General features: G+C 62.3%; 11 protein-coding genes. 4 read left to right on the top strand and 7 right to left on the bottom strand.

Features of this window, described 5'->3' with window-relative positions:
* Positions 1–44: 44 nt before the first annotated feature.
* Positions 45–998 carry a DMT family transporter gene (locus RB548_RS12670; RefSeq protein WP_331371654.1) on the bottom strand — a complete coding sequence of 318 codons (954 nt, stop codon included), beginning with the start codon at positions 996–998 and terminating at the stop codon, positions 45–47.
* 14 nt (positions 999–1,012) lie between these two features.
* Positions 1,013–1,948, bottom strand: coding sequence for an alpha/beta hydrolase (locus RB548_RS12665; protein WP_331371653.1), 936 nt, complete (start codon positions 1,946–1,948; stop codon positions 1,013–1,015).
* Between the two features lie 268 nt (positions 1,949–2,216).
* Between RB548_RS12665 and RB548_RS12660 the strand changes: the two genes are divergently transcribed.
* The 4 genes from RB548_RS12660 (at position 2,217) to metF (ending at position 7,287) form a co-directional block, all read left to right on the top strand.
* On the top strand, positions 2,217–2,990 hold the full coding sequence (locus RB548_RS12660; protein ID WP_331371652.1) for a ribonuclease T2: 774 nt from the start codon (positions 2,217–2,219) through the stop codon (positions 2,988–2,990).
* A gap of 118 nt (positions 2,991–3,108) precedes the next feature.
* On the top strand, positions 3,109–4,758 hold the full coding sequence (gene ettA, locus RB548_RS12655; protein ID WP_331371651.1) for an energy-dependent translational throttle protein EttA: 1,650 nt from the start codon (positions 3,109–3,111) through the stop codon (positions 4,756–4,758).
* A gap of 568 nt (positions 4,759–5,326) precedes the next feature.
* Positions 5,327–6,349 (top strand): ArsR/SmtB family transcription factor, encoded by a 1,023-nt coding sequence (locus tag RB548_RS12650; RefSeq protein WP_331374956.1) that lies wholly within the window; start codon positions 5,327–5,329, stop codon positions 6,347–6,349.
* A gap of 2 nt (positions 6,350–6,351) precedes the next feature.
* Positions 6,352–7,287: a methylenetetrahydrofolate reductase [NAD(P)H] gene (metF, locus tag RB548_RS12645; RefSeq protein ID WP_331371650.1), complete on the top strand. Its 936-nt coding sequence runs from the start codon at positions 6,352–6,354 to the stop codon at positions 7,285–7,287.
* A 506-nt stretch (positions 7,288–7,793) separates the two neighbouring features.
* Here the strand turns inward: metF and RB548_RS12640 are convergent.
* The 5 genes from RB548_RS12640 to RB548_RS12620 form a co-directional block, all read right to left on the bottom strand.
* Positions 7,794–8,732 carry a DMT family transporter gene (locus tag RB548_RS12640; protein WP_331371649.1) on the bottom strand — a complete coding sequence of 313 codons (939 nt, stop codon included), beginning with the start codon at positions 8,730–8,732 and terminating at the stop codon, positions 7,794–7,796.
* Positions 8,733–8,968: 236 nt separating this feature from the next.
* Positions 8,969–10,183, bottom strand: coding sequence for a lytic murein transglycosylase (locus RB548_RS12635; protein WP_331374955.1), 1,215 nt, complete (start codon positions 10,181–10,183; stop codon positions 8,969–8,971).
* A gap of 244 nt (positions 10,184–10,427) precedes the next feature.
* Positions 10,428–11,213 carry a glycoside hydrolase family 25 protein gene (locus RB548_RS12630; RefSeq protein WP_331371648.1) on the bottom strand — a complete coding sequence of 262 codons (786 nt, stop codon included), beginning with the start codon at positions 11,211–11,213 and terminating at the stop codon, positions 10,428–10,430.
* Between the two features lie 200 nt (positions 11,214–11,413).
* Positions 11,414–12,088: a class I SAM-dependent methyltransferase gene (locus tag RB548_RS12625; RefSeq protein WP_331371647.1), complete on the bottom strand. Its 675-nt coding sequence runs from the start codon at positions 12,086–12,088 to the stop codon at positions 11,414–11,416.
* On the bottom strand, positions 12,085–13,335 hold the full coding sequence (locus RB548_RS12620; RefSeq protein WP_331371646.1) for a DUF3419 family protein: 1,251 nt from the start codon (positions 13,333–13,335) through the stop codon (positions 12,085–12,087). Before RB548_RS12620 ends, RB548_RS12625 begins: the two co-directional genes overlap by 4 nt.
* Positions 13,336–13,406 lie beyond the last annotated feature (71 nt).

The following is a 13,406-nucleotide window of genomic DNA, read 5'->3' as shown; positions in this document are numbered from 1 at the left end:
AACACCTCCCAATGCTCTTCTTATCCTATCCGTTTACAGACGCCTCAGATCGCCGGCGAGACCGGTGCGATGCTTGCCGTCTTCTCGGCCTTGCGCTCGCGCCAGATGATATAAAGACCCGAGCCGATGATGATCGCGATGCCCAACCACTTCAGCGCGTCCGGCAGATCGCCGAAGACCAGCCAGCCGAAGATCGTCGCCGAGACGATTTCGAGATATTGCAGCGGCGCGAGCACCGAAGCCGGGGCGGCGCGATAGGCATAGACACCGAGCACGCCCGAGATCGTCGCGGTGACGCCGACGCCGAGCAGGTATAGCCACGCGTTGCCCTCTGGCCAGACGGGATCGAACACGCTCGAGCCGCTGCCTTCGCCGAACGAGAGCAGGACAAGGCAGAAGAGACCGCCCCAGATGCCGGCGTGAAACTGCATCGACCAGGGGTCCTCGTTCTGCGCGACCATGCGGGTCACGAGCAGGAAGACGGCTAGCCCGAAGGCGGCGACGATCGGCAGAAGCGCGATCAGGCCGACCTCCTGCATGCTCGGCTGGATGACGAGCAGCGCACCGAAGAAGCCGACGGCGCAGGCGGTGTAGCGCCGCCAGCCGATCGTTTCCTTGAGGAAGATGCTGCCGAGAATCGTGAGGATGATCGGCTCGACGAAAAAGATGGCGATCGCGTCGGCCACCTCCATCACCTTCAGCGTGGTGATGAAGGAGAGCATGGTCAGCACCAGAAGCCCGCCGCGCAGCGCATGCAGCGCGCTCTTGCGCCAGGTGAGGTCGAAGAGGGTGCGGCGGACGAGGACGACCGGCAGGATGAAGACCACCTGCAGCAGGAAGCGGACGGCGGTGATCTCGGCCGACGGAACCGTGGCGATCGCGAGCTTGGCGAAAATATCGATCAGCGGCGAGATCAGAACGGCGATGACCATCAGCGTCAGGCCGTAAGAAATGCGGTCGTGACCGGCGGCGGTTCTGGGCAGGGAGAGGTCGGTCATGGTCTTCCGTCTCGTCAGCGCTTCCTATCGACCGCCTTCAGGCACCAGGCGGCGAAGTCTTCGGTTGCCTCCTCCCGGCCGATCTCGTTGAGCGTCTCGTGGCGCATCCCGTCATGGATTGTAATCGTCACGTCAGTCATGCCGCGCGCCTTCATCCGCTCGGCGAGCCAGCGAAGGGCGCCGCCGTTGAACGTCGAAGGATCCGCACTGCCGCCGACGAGATGGACGGGCAGGTCGACGGGCAATCGCGCCAACCGATCCGCGCGCGCACCGGCGAAGGCGAATTTGAACACGTCGATCCAAAGCGATACGGTCGCATCGAAACCGCAGAGCGGATCGGCCACGTATTTGGCGACTTCGCTTTCGTCGCGCGACAGCCAGTCGGCATCGGTCTTCCGATCGGCGATCGCTTTGGCCCAGACGCCGAAGGTGAGCTTCGAGAGCAGCGGGCTCGGTACGTCCGAGCCCTTCAGCATCCTCTCGATCGCCAGTATTGCCTGACCGCCTCGGCCGGCAAGGCCCGGGCGGAAATTGGAGTTCCAGACGGCGAGGGCGTCATAAAGCCCTGGATCGGCTTCGGCGGCGTTGAGCGCGATCAGGCCGCCCATCGAGTGGCCGAAGAGAACAACCGGCAGGCCCGGGTGGTTGGCAACCGCCATGTCGCGCATCGCCCGTACGTCCGCGATCACCTTGGCCGCCCCATCGCGCTGCGCGAAGGTCGCAAGCGGGGCATCCGGCGCCCGGCTCTCCCCATGGCCGCGATGGTCGTGTGCATAGACATGGAAGCCGTGTGCCGCCATCGCCTCGGCGAAACGCGCATACCGGCCGGAGTGCTCAGCGAGCCCATGGCAGACGATGAGGATGCCCAGCGGCTCGGTGGAGGCCGCGAAGTGTCGCCAGCCGAGCGTAGCACCCGTCGGGCTTTGATGCGTCCTCACCTGCCCGAACATGCCATGCCCCCGGAACAATCGTCAGACTCTCGCGTGCGGGTTGCCAACGGAGCGTCCGTTGCGCGAACCGGAAGCACTTTCCAAGACGCTCTCAGCGGAAAATGCACCGGCCGATATCAAATCGATTTGCGCCGCAAAGGCAATCGCTGCTTGTTGCTTGTTGCGCATAAGGTCACAACGAATCCGGAAATGAGGATTAGGGGTTGCAATTTTCGCGCTTTCGTCGATATTTGTTCTCGTTTTGTTTTCCTGTAGGAGGCTATTTGAAATGCGGGCGAGGGCGAAAACGAATCTTGCGAGAGTTGCGACACTCATTCTGGGGCTGGGACTCTCGTCCTTTGCCGCAGCCGAGGAGGTGTCGTCGGTCGAAACGGCGGGAGCGGCAGGCTCCGGCAAGACGCAATATGTGCTGGCGGTCAGCTGGCAGCCGGGATTTTGCGAGACGCGGCCGAACCGCAAGGAATGCGCGGATCAGACGGCCGATCGCTTTGATGCCACGCATTTCTCGCTTCACGGCCTCTGGCCGCTGAAGAAGAGCTATTGCGGCGTCGAGGCGGAGCTCAAGGCGCGCGACCGGAAGGGCGATTGGCTGGAATTGCCGAAGCTTGCCATGGCCGACGAGACAGCTGCGCGTCTGCTTGTTGCCATGCCGGGGGTCAAGTCCGGCCTCGATCGCCACCAGTGGCTGCAGAGCGGCACGTGCCAGACGGCAAAGGCGGAAGATTATTTCAGGCTGCAACTGCGCCTGCTCGGTGAATTGAACAATTCCGCTGTACAGGATCTCTTTGCCGACAAACTCGGCTCCGAGATCGACGAAAGCGAGATCAAGCACGCCTTCGACCAGAGCTTCGGTGCCGGGGCCGGCGACCGGGTGCGCATGCGTTGCCAGTCGGTCAACGGCCGCAGCGTCATCACCGGTTTCACCATCGGACTTTCCGGCGACCTCTCGGGCAAGGGCAGTCTTGAGAGCCTGATCCGGGCGGCCGGGACGACCGAGTTCAAATGCGCCAAGGGGATCGTCGACGCCGCCGGCCGCGGTTGATCCGCGAGGGTTGCTTGCCGGAAGGGATTGGCGTGGGCAGGCCTTTGGCGGATTGCCCCGCCACCATAATTCGCCTACATAGCGGGCAAATTTCCCTTCCGATGCGGAGCATTCCCTTATGGCACGTCAGTTCATCTATCACATGGCCGGGCTCAACAAGGCCTACGGCAACAAGAAGGTTCTGGAGAACATCCATCTTTCGTTCTACCCGGACGCGAAGATCGGCATTCTCGGTCCCAACGGCGCCGGTAAGTCGACAGTCCTCAGGATCATGGCGGGCCTCGATCATGAATATACCGGCGAAGCCTGGGTCGCCGAGGGCGCAACCGTAGGCTATCTGCCGCAGGAACCGCAGCTCGACCCTGAGAAGACAGTGCTCGAGAACGTGATGGAAGGGGTTGCCGCCAAGAAGGCGATCCTCGACCGCTACAACGAACTGATGATGAACTATTCCGACGAGACGGCGGAAGAGGGCGCCAAGCTCCAGGACATCATCGACAGCCAGAACCTCTGGGACCTAGACAGCCAGGTGGAAATGGCGATGGACGCGCTGCGCTGCCCGCCGGGCGACGCGGAGGTCACCAATCTCTCGGGTGGCGAGAAGCGCCGCGTCGCGCTCTGCAAGCTCCTGCTGGCGCAGCCGGATCTCCTGCTGCTGGATGAACCGACCAACCATCTCGATGCCGAGACGATCGCCTGGCTCGAAAAGCATCTGCGCGAATATCCGGGCGCCGTGCTGATGATCACCCACGACCGCTACTTCCTCGACAACGTCACCGGCTGGATTCTCGAACTCGACCGCGGCCGGGGCATTCCCTACGAGGGCAATTACTCCGCCTATCTGCGGGCGAAGGCCAAGCGCATGGCGCAGGAAGGCCGCGAGGAGGCAACCCGCCAGAAGGCCATCAGCCGCGAGCAGGAGTGGATTGCGTCGAGCCCGAAGGCCCGTCAGGCCAAGTCCAAGGCGCGTATCCGCGCCTATGACGAGCTGGTCAAGGCGGCGGCAGACCGGCGTCCGGGCGACGCGCAGATCATCATTCCCGTTGGCGAGCGCCTTGGCCAGGTGGTCATCGAGGCGGAAAACCTCTCCAAGGGCTATGACGACCAGCTGCTGATCGAAGGCCTGAGCTTCAAGCTGCCGCCGGGCGGCATTGTCGGCGTCATCGGCCCGAACGGCGCCGGCAAGACGACGCTCTTCCGCATGATCACCGGCCAGGAGCAGCCGGACGACGGTGCATTCCGCATCGGCGAAAGCGTCCAACTCGGCTACGTCGACCAGAGCCGCGACGCACTCGACGGCAACAAGACCGTCTGGGAGGAAATCTCCGGCGGCAATGACATCATCAAGCTCGGTAAGCACGAGGTCAATTCGCGCGCCTATTGCTCGTCCTTCAACTTCAAGGGGGGCGACCAGCAGCAGAAGGTTGGCACGCTTTCGGGCGGCCAGCGCAACCGCGTGCATCTCGCCAAGATGCTGAAATCCGGCGGCAACGTGGTCCTGCTCGACGAACCGACCAACGACCTCGATACCGAGACGCTGGCCGCACTCGAGGACGCGCTCGAAAACTTCGCCGGTTGCGCGGTCATCATCAGCCACGACCGCATGTTCCTCGATCGTCTGGCGACCCATATCCTCGCCTTCGAGGGCGACAGCCATGTCGAGTGGTTCGAAGGCAACTTCGAGGATTACGAAAAGGACAAGATCCGCCGCCTCGGCCCCGATTCAGTCAATCCGAAGCGGGTGACCTACAAGCGCCTGACGCGGTAAGGCGCCGCCGAGCGGCCTTTAATGGGTGGGTTGCCTTCAGCGCCGCGCGTCTTATCAGACGCGCAAAGGACGCCGCAGCAGGGCAGCGGATCATTGCGTTTTGCCCGCCCTCATTCCTGTGCTTGTCACAGGACCAGTGCGTCCGAGTCCTCGGGCGCAGGGGACGTCCTGTTGCCCCGTAGCGCGAGATGCGTCCGGAAAGTCGCGCACGCTTTTCCTCCTCCACGCTACAGCGCCGCGCGTCTTATCAGACGCGCAAAGGACGCTGCAGCACTTTGAATTGCTGCATGTTTTCATCCTTAAATCGGCTACGATTTAAGGAAACATGCAGTAGTCACTCACGGCGCAGACGCGCCGTGAGTGGATTCCTGTGACGAGCACAGGAATGAGGAGCGAACGGCGCGGCTTAGGCCGCCGAGGATAGAGGTGCGGCGTCCCAACTGTCCGATGGCGCCGGGGCCGCTTGGCTTTGTTTTCTAAGCGTCATTCGTTTGTCCTTCCGCGCAAATTCGCTTGCGCACGTCTCGCAAATCACATAAAGATATCTTTATGTGTTGATGGGGAGGCGATAGTGAGCCGCGGAACGCTTGGATTGGACGCGTTGGTCGACGTGCTGAAGGCGGCGGGTGAGCCGACGCGGATGCGCCTGCTTGCCTTGCTGTCCGCCAGTGATCTTACCGTGACCGATCTTACCGAAATTCTCGGGCAATCGCAGCCGCGTATCTCCCGGCATCTGAAGCTGCTTGCCGAAGTGGCGCTCATCGATCGCTATCAGGAAGGGGCATGGGCCTATTTCCGCCTGCGGCAGGAGGGAGGACGCGTCGCGCTGGTGCGCGAACTGCTCGCAGCAGCCGCGGCCGAAGACGCCATCCTTGCCAAGGATGCGACGCGGCTCGCGGTGCTGAAACGCCAGCGTGCCGAGAAGGCGCAGGCCTATTTCAGCCGCAATGCCGCCGAATGGGATGAACTTCGACGGCTCCATGTCAGCGAAGGCGATGTCGAAGCCACGCTGAAGGCGATGGTCGGCGAGGAACCGGTCGAAAGCCTGCTCGATCTCGGCACCGGCACCGGTCGTATCCTGCAGCTTTTCGAGGGCATCTACCGGCGCGGCATCGGCGTCGATGCCAGCCGCGACATGCTTGCCGTCGCGCGCTCCAACCTCGACAGGGCGGGGATCACGAAGGCTTCCATCCGCCACGGCGATATCTTCAACCTGCCGCTCGACGGGCAGGCTTTCGATCTCGTGACGATCCATCAGGTGCTGCATTTCCTGGAGGAGCCCGAGGCGGCGATTGCCGAGGCTGCGCGTATGCTTGCGCCCGGCGGCCGGCTCGTCATCATCGATTTCGCACCGCACGGGCTCGAATATCTGCGCGACGAGCATGCCCATGCGCGCCTCGGCTTCTCCCATCAGGCGATGGCCGAGTGGCTGCAGAAGGCCGGCCTCGCGCTCGAGGAAACAACCGACCTCGCGCCGGAAGGCGCGGACGAGGGCAAACTGACAGTGACGATCTGGCTGGCGCGCGATCAGCGCGTCGCCGATCACATCGCCGATATGCCGCGTCAGCGCGTTCAGGCAGGGGGAGTTTAGGAATGACGACACGGACGCTCTATCCGGCCGAGCGCGGCAATCTCAGGCTGTCATTCGAGTACTTTCCTCCGAAGACCGACGAAATGGAAGTACAACTCTTCCAGACGGCGGCCGACCTTTCCGTTTTCAATCCTGCCTTCGTCACCGTGACCTACGGCGCCGGCGGGTCGACGAAGGCCCGCTCGCTGACGACCGTGAAGCGCATGATCGGCGAAATGAGCATCGGGAACACGGCGGCGCATCTGACCTGCGTCGGCGCACCGAAAACCGAAGTCGATGCGGTGATCGAGGAGTTCCTGGCCTTCGGCGTCCGGCATTTCGTGGCGCTCCGGGGCGACCCGCAGGGCGGCATCGGCAGCGCCTATAAGCCCTTTCCGGGCGGTTATGAAAACGCCGCTGCCCTTGTAAAGGCCTTGCGCGCCCGTGGCGACTTTGAAATCTCGGTTTCGGCCTATCCGGAGAAGCACCCGGAGAGCCCGGACGTCGCCGCCGATATCAACATGCTGAAGCGCAAGGTCGACAACGGCGCGACACGGGCGATCACCCAGTTCTTCTTCGACAACGACGACTTCGAACGCTATCTGGAGCGGGTGCGAAAGGCCGGCGTCCAGGTTCCGATCGTGCCGGGGATCCTGCCGATCAACAATCTCGCCCAGGTGCAGAAATTCGCTGGATTGTGCGGTGCGCAGGTTCCCGAGGCGGTCGTTTCGCGGCTCGCCCATCTTGAACACCAGCCCGCGGAGCGGTTCAAGGAGGCGACCCATATCGCCGCCGAACAGATTGTCGATCTCGCCCGGCGCGGCGTGCGCGATTTCCATCTCTACACGATGAACCGCTCGCCGCTTGTCACGGCGGTCTGCGATCTTGTCGGCTTTGAGCGTAGGCCGGTGCAGGAGACTGCTGTCGAGCTTCCGATCAGGGCGGTCGCGAGCGCGTAGACCCGCCAAGTTCGAGCAAAGATAAAGCCCATGAACGGATCGGCGTTCATGGGCTTTGGTTGTTATCGCAGCCTGTAGACCGGATACTCTCCGAGTGGCCTGCCTGACAAATCTTGCTGCAAATGGGTTTTCCGGAAATTAAAGTCCCTGTCTCGGTTTGGACTTTTCAGCGGCCTCGCTCAGACAAAAAGCATTACGGCCACGAATGCGAACGCTGCACTGATCATGAGGACATTCAACGAATGTGTAAGTCCCATAAGCTGATCCTCCCTGCGTTGACGGGTAAAACATAGGGCGAAAAAACGGCGTGTGAAAGCGAAACTTGTGCTGCGCTGCGAAAGACGGAGCATCACAAAATGTTGTTCACAGGTATAAGCAACGGAAATTGTTGAATTTTTCATCTTGCCACATTTTTTTCACAATTGCTTCGCGCGGGTTAATGTAACCGCTTGTAATGCTGCGTGAGCGTCTCGGAAGGCGATGGCGAAGCCATTTTTGATTCTGTTTCAGCTCGAATATCGGAGCTTCAGGGCGCGCCCGTCGAGCACGGCGAGGCCGGCTGCGATGAGCGCCATGCCAGCGATGTCCACCGCCTGCAGTGTCTCGCCGAGAAAGAGATAGCCAAGCAGTATGGCGCTCGGCGGCACGAGCAGCGTCACGAGCGAAGCGTTGGTCGCCCCAGCCTCCGCCATGATCCGGAAATAGAGAATATAGCCGTAGGCGGTGGAGACGAGCGCAAGGCCAAGGATCGCGAGCACGGCGGCCACCGGGGGCATGGGCAGCATCCAGGGCGTATCGGCAAGGGCGGCGATCGGTATCATCATCAGTGTCGACGCCGTCAATTGTCCGGCTGCCGTCACCGGCGGCGCCAGACTGCGGAAGCGCTTGCCGTAGGTTGCCGCCAGGCCGTAGCTGACGGCGGCCAGCACCGGCAGGACCAGCGCCCAAAGCGGGATCGTAGACGAATGGCCGAAAAGGCCCGAAAGTGCACTCGGCCCGATGAGCACGATGGTGCCCGCCAGTCCCAGCAGGCAGCCGCTGATCTTGGCGGCACTCAGCTTCTCGTCGTCCGTTGCCATGTTGGCAATCAAGACGGTCCAGACCGGCGTCGTCGCGTTCAGGATCGCGGCGAGCCCGGCGCCAATATGGGTCTGGCCGAGGAAGATGAAGGCGTGCGGAATGGCATTGTTGATCAATCCCATCAGCATGAATTCGGGCCAGCGTTCCTTGATCGCCGGATAGATGCCGTAGCGCCCGCGAATGTAGATGTGGAGAGCAAGCGCCGCGAGACCGAGACGCAGGAGAACCAGCGTGAAGGGCGGCACATGGGCGACAGCAACCCGCGCGAAGAAGAAGGAACCACCCCAGATAAGGCCAAGCAGGGTCAGGAGCGCCCAATTGCGCATCGTCATCTGTGTGTTGATCGCCTTTGCCGGTGAACTCATGGGTCGTGCCTGTGCCATTCTGCAAGTGATGCGCAAGCCGTAATATAGAGAAGCGGGTGTTGCCACCCGCTTCTTGCTCGTATTCGAACGTTTTCCAGCCCGTCACGGCTGTCCGATGACAGGCGAATGCTACAGCGCCGTGCGTCTTGTCAGACACACAAATGTCGCTGTAACGCTTTGAATTACTGCATGTTTTTGTCCTTCAATCGGTCCGATTTCACGAAACATGCAGTGGATCAGAGCGCGCTCAGGAGCCCCGGCGTTGCCCAGCCATCGGCGGGCAGTCCGAGCTTCAGCTGCTCCTTCTGCAATGCGGTGCGCGTACCGGAGCCGAGAATGCCGTCGATCTTGCCGACATCGTGGCCGAGGGCCTGGAGTCGTGTCTGCAGCGCCTTCATCTCGACGTCACCGAGGCCCGGCTCCGGATTGCCGGCCTGATAGGGCGGCGCGCCGGCAAGGCGGGTCGCGAAGTAGGCGGCCGACGTCGTGTAGATGAACGACTGGTTCCACTCGAGATAGATATTGAAATTCGGATAGGTCAGAAAGGCGACGCCCTTGCGACCCTGCGGCAGCACGAGCGATGCTTCGAGACCGCTGCTCGCGGTGTTGCCGTCACGTGGCGCGACGCCGAGCGCGAACCAGTCGCCCGCCGTCATGCCGGATTGCAGTCCGGTCTTCTCCCAGGGCAGGTTTTCCGGGACGCTGACTTCCTGGATCCAGGGCTGGCCGGCCTTGAAGCCGAGGCTCTGGATGAACTTTGCCGCCGTGAGGATGGCGTCCGGCGAACTCTTCTTCAGATTGACGTGGCCGTCGCCGTCACCGTCAACGCCGTAGGCGATGATGTCTTCCGGCAGCATCTGCACCTGGCCGATTTCGCCGGCCCAGGCGCCGGTGGTCGCCGCCGGGTCGAGGTCGCCATGCTGCACCATTTCGATCGCAGCAAGGAGCTGCGGCCGGAACATTTCAGGGCGCCGGCAGTCATGTGCCAGGGTCACCAGCGCATTGCGCGTGTTGAAATCGCCCTGGACCGCGCCGAAATCCGTCTCCATCGCCCAGAAGGCAGTGATGACCGGCGCTGGCACGCCGAATTCGCTTTCCGCCCGGGCGAAGACGTCGGCATATTCCCTCATCTTCTGCGCGCCGATATCGAGCCGGGCCTTGCTGACGGTGCGCTTGGAAAACTCGGTGAATGTCTGCTTGAACACGCCCTGGGCGCGGTCGCGGCTCAGCACCTTCTGGTCGATCGCAGCGCCGGCGAGCGCACGATCGGCGACATCGGCCGGAATACCCTTGGCAAGAGCCTCGGCCTTGACGCCCTCGAGGAACGTGGCGAGATCACCGCCGCAGGCCACGGGTGGCGTCGTTTGCGGTTGGGTTTGCGGCAGTGCCGACGTGCCGGCGAGCGCCAGCAGTCCGAGGGTGAAAAGAGCTTTGCGGGCTGTGCCAGTCATCATAATTCCTTTCCGTCGCCGCGCGGCCCCCGGGTAGGCCGGCGAGCGTGCAATCTGTCTCACGCCTGTTTTCTCAGACCCGCATCGATTTGAGAAACAGGCTGCCATTCGAAATGCCCCCAGCGACCTTTATGCGTCTGAGAGACGCCGGCGCTGTAAGAAGTCTGCCGAAGCTCTCTCAGAGCATTATGACCGAATGAAGAAACGTGGGGTTTGTGCGAGCAATCTGACCTACAATTCCCGTCTATCTGCCGCGGGAGACCGCCGCGACCCACTTCTGCCAGTTTCTCGCGGAGCCGGCGAAGGCGTTGATGTCCGTGCTCCCCTGGATGCCGGGGATGACACCGGTGCTGGTGTATTGCCAGAAGGCCCAGCGGCGCTCGACATAGACCTCGCCCGGATGCTTGGCGGTGGAACGCACCCAGAAGTGATAGTCTTTGAACTGGTCGACGAGATTGTCGCGATGGAAGTCGACGGAGGTGTAGATGATCGGCCGCTTGCCGTAATGCGCCTCGAGCCGGTCCATGAAGCGCTTCATCTCGGCGCGCACGGTCTCGGGCGAGGGGCGATAGCGGCAGGTCTTCGACTCACCGTTCCATTCTGCATCGAGCACGGGCGGCAGGTAGACTGCGCTTTTCGGCACCTTGGCGATGAACCAGTCGGCCTGGGCGTCCGCGGTGGAGCAGAAGTAATAGAAATGGTAGGGTGCATAGGGAATTCCGGCGGCGCGCGCCTGCTGCCAGTATTCGTTGAAGCGCGTATCGACCCGGTCCTTGCCTTCGGTTGCCTTGATGAAAGCGAAGGAGACGCCTGAATTCTTGACCCGTGCCCAGTCGATGTCGCCGTTCCACTTGGAAACGTCGATACCGTGGATGTTGTGGCGATGCGGCGCCCGGCCGCCGAAATCCTGCGGGTCCGTATCGTGGAACCGCGGCGATATCGATGCGGTCTGTACCAGGTCGTAGTCAGTTGAGGTGCAGGCGGAAAGAAGGGTTGCAACAGGCAGCAAAGCCAGGAGAAGCCGGCGCATGGGGTTCCCGTTTCGAGACGATCGACGATCCTGCCTCACGCGATGGCTTCCATGATGATGATTTTCCCCTCGGAGGCGTGCCCCATTTTCACCATATCATCGTAAAAATTGAGTTAGCTCAAGCGGGAATTGCGGCAGGGGCGAACAGGTCGACGCTTGCCTGCGCGAGCAGGCGTCCGCCGGCGCCGCGCAGAATGTTATCAGGCGCCGTTCCGATCCGGGCGGCGATAGACGGCAAGCCAGGCATATCCGCGGCCGATCGACTGCAATTCGAGCATCGCGCCGTTTCTCTTCGCCTTCTCGCGCATAACCTCGAAAAGAGTCTCGCGCGGCGTCACGTGAAAGCGTCTGAGCCACGCCTGGAGCAGGCGGCGGAAGCCGCCGGGCCATCCTTCCTGTTGGCCGAAGTCGGCAATGTGAAGCGAGCCGCCCGGATTGAGCGCCGCGATCGCGGCATCGAGCGATTTCTCCCATTCGGGAATCATCGACAGCGCATAAGAGATGACGATACGGTCGAAGCCCGGTTGGTCGAAGGCGGTGGGCGTGAAATTCGTCGCATCGGCGACACGCAGAGTTACGCCAGATAGGCGGTGACGCCGCAGCTTCGCTCTCGCCGTGGCTAGCATCTCCGCGGAAATATCGAGGCCGAACAGGGGCCTGCCGGGATAGAGTTCGCCGATCATGGCGAGGTTACGGCCCGTACCGCAGCCGACTTCGAGCACCGAGGCGCCAGTCGGTGGATCAAGCTCCCGGATCAGCGTGTCGCGTCCGAAGAGGTAATATTTCCGCGTGAAATCATAGATGTAGCGCTGGTAGCGGTACATCTGGTCCATCAGGCGCGCGTGGTTGTTTTCCAAGGGTTGGGCGGCGCTCATGCTTTCTTCCGATAGACGTGGAAGCCGCCGTAGATGGCCGAACGGTCGTCTGCGCCGAGTTTGATGGAGGCATCGGCGTCATAGTGCCACTGGTTGAGCAGAGCCGCGGAAACGCGCCCCGGCAGGATGCTCGCTTCCGCTGCGGTGCGGAAAATCACCACGGCGCCGCTGTCGGCGGTGCGTGTGATCTCCGTCCAAAGGTCGTTCAACTGCCGATCGGTCATCCAGTCCTGCGCGTCGAGGAGGACGTAACGATCGACGGACGACGCCGCCTTGCGGGCCAGCAATTCGGTGAAGCTTGCGTGGTGGACTTCGACGCGGTCCCCATGGTTGCGGATCGCTTCATGGTTCTCGGCCTGCAGATAGGCTGGCAGTTCGCCTTCATGCGGCAGCGGATAGCGCCGCGCGAAGGCCTGCCAGGCGAAATAGTTCTCGCGAAGCGGGAAGTGGCAGGTGAGCTTCTCAAGGCGGTGGCGCAGCACCGCGGCCAGCGACTTCTCCTCGCTCAGGCTCGCGAGCTCGTCGAACTGCTGCGGCGGGATGCCGAGGCCGAAAAGCGAGCTTTTGCGGCCGGTGATCCAGCGGATGACCGGACGGTCGAACAGCGGTGCGAGCTTGTCGTCGAAGAACTGGCGCTGTTCGCGCATCGAGCGCGCCTGGACGAACTGCTCGGGGTTGATGCCGTGGAGACGGGCGAGCAAATGACTGGCGGCAATGAAGCGGCCGAGCAGGCCGGTGCGATAGATGTTGCGGCCGAAGACGCCGATGCGGCGGCGTCCGTCGAGCGCCCGGCCGTTCCAGTAGGCGCGGGTCGCCGCGTCGAGCTTCGGGGCAAGGAAAAGGTCGAAGGCCTGCACATTCGACTGCGTGTCGGTCGCGGCGAGAAAGCGCACGATGTCCTTGTGGCTTGGCAGGTGGCGGAAGGCGGCGAGTTTCAGTCGGTTCAACGCGATATGGTGGGGATTGAGGTCGACGACATCGATATGGGCGGGGCCGGCGGAGAGATAGGTCAGCATGTTGCAGCCGCCTGAGCCGATCGTCACGATGCGGTGTCCGGCACGGATCTGCATTGCCGCCATGTCGACGATCGGATCTTCCCAGATCTGCGGATAGACAAGCCCCGAGAAGAGCAGCCCGAACAGGCGTTCCGACAGACCGGCGAGCGAGAGGGGCTTGTGCTGCAGCAGCGCGCTTTTCAGCTTCGGATTCTTCCTGCCAAAACCGGCATCGGGGGCGAGTTCGGTCATCTTTGCCTGTCATCCAGTTGAAACTTAGCCGCTTCTAAAGTGACTCCGCTACACTTTGATGACGAGGTTTC

The organism is Sinorhizobium chiapasense (assembly GCF_036488675.1).
Taxonomy (GTDB): domain Bacteria; phylum Pseudomonadota; class Alphaproteobacteria; order Rhizobiales; family Rhizobiaceae; genus Sinorhizobium; species Sinorhizobium chiapasense.
This window is presented reverse-complemented; position numbering and strand designations above follow the sequence as displayed.

Bases quoted from the DNA above. Each gene is read 5' to 3' on its own strand.
- RB548_RS12640 (WP_331371649.1), bottom strand. From the start codon at position 8,732: ATGAGTTCACCGGCAAAGGCGATCAACACACAGATGACGATGCGCAAT.
- RB548_RS12630 (WP_331371648.1), bottom strand. From the start codon at position 11,213: ATGCGCCGGCTTCTCCTGGCTTTGCTGCCTGTTGCAACCCTTCTTTCC.
- RB548_RS12620 (WP_331371646.1), bottom strand. From the start codon at position 13,335: ATGACCGAACTCGCCCCCGATGCCGGTTTTGGCAGGAAGAATCCGAAG.
- RB548_RS12660 (WP_331371652.1), top strand. From the start codon at position 2,217: ATGCGGGCGAGGGCGAAAACGAATCTTGCGAGAGTTGCGACACTCATT.
- RB548_RS12670 (WP_331371654.1), bottom strand. From the start codon at position 998: ATGACCGACCTCTCCCTGCCCAGAACCGCCGCCGGTCACGACCGCATT.
- metF (WP_331371650.1), top strand. From the start codon at position 6,352: ATGACGACACGGACGCTCTATCCGGCCGAGCGCGGCAATCTCAGGCTG.
- RB548_RS12625 (WP_331371647.1), bottom strand. From the start codon at position 12,088: ATGAGCGCCGCCCAACCCTTGGAAAACAACCACGCGCGCCTGATGGAC.
- RB548_RS12635 (WP_331374955.1), bottom strand. From the start codon at position 10,183: ATGACTGGCACAGCCCGCAAAGCTCTTTTCACCCTCGGACTGCTGGCG.
- ettA (WP_331371651.1), top strand. From the start codon at position 3,109: ATGGCACGTCAGTTCATCTATCACATGGCCGGGCTCAACAAGGCCTAC.
- RB548_RS12665 (WP_331371653.1), bottom strand. From the start codon at position 1,948: ATGTTCGGGCAGGTGAGGACGCATCAAAGCCCGACGGGTGCTACGCTC.